This is a genomic window from Pseudomonas sp. GOM6 (assembly GCF_029537485.1).
Taxonomy (GTDB): Bacteria; Pseudomonadota; Gammaproteobacteria; order Pseudomonadales; family Pseudomonadaceae; genus Aquipseudomonas.
On record NZ_JARPUS010000042.1, the window covers coordinates 1 to 510 of the forward strand.

Here is a 510-nt window from a genome sequence, read left to right on the forward strand (position 1 = left end):
AGGGGGGCTGGCCGCCGAGGAAGTTGGTGATGGACTCTTCCAGCACCTGCGGCTGTTTGCCTTCGTGGTGAATCTCATTGAGCAACCACAGCTGGTTCCAGTCGCTGCGCGGATGCTCGCCGAGGTTGAGGAAGTGTCCCGTGCGCAGCAGCGGCTGGTCGCTCTCGCCCTCGGCCAGCTGATGGTCGCTGCGATGACGTTCCAGGGCGCGCTGGGACAGGTGCTTGCCGCGGCCACGCTCGGTGAAGCGGCCGGGGTAGTCGTAGTCTTCCTCGCACAGGCGCTGGATGAAGTGCAGGTCCGTCTCGTCGTACTGCACGCAGTAATCGCGCTTGGGATAAATCGCGCCGAGCTGAAAGCGCTGGCCGCTGCCGTCGAGGATGCCGTGCTCGCTCAGTACCTGGGCGACGATCTCCGGCACCGTCAGGTGCTGGAAGATGCGCTGGTTGGTGCGGTGGCCGAGCCAGGCCAGCCGTGGGCGCAGGGTCAGGTGGTAGCGGGTCAGGCGCT

At 66.1% G+C, this 510-nt stretch carries 1 protein-coding gene; it reads right to left on the reverse strand.

The features are described 5' to 3' along the window. A partial coding sequence (locus P7A97_RS20535) for a contractile injection system protein, VgrG/Pvc8 family (RefSeq protein WP_277692351.1) occupies positions 1 to 510 on the reverse strand: 510 nt, incomplete at both ends.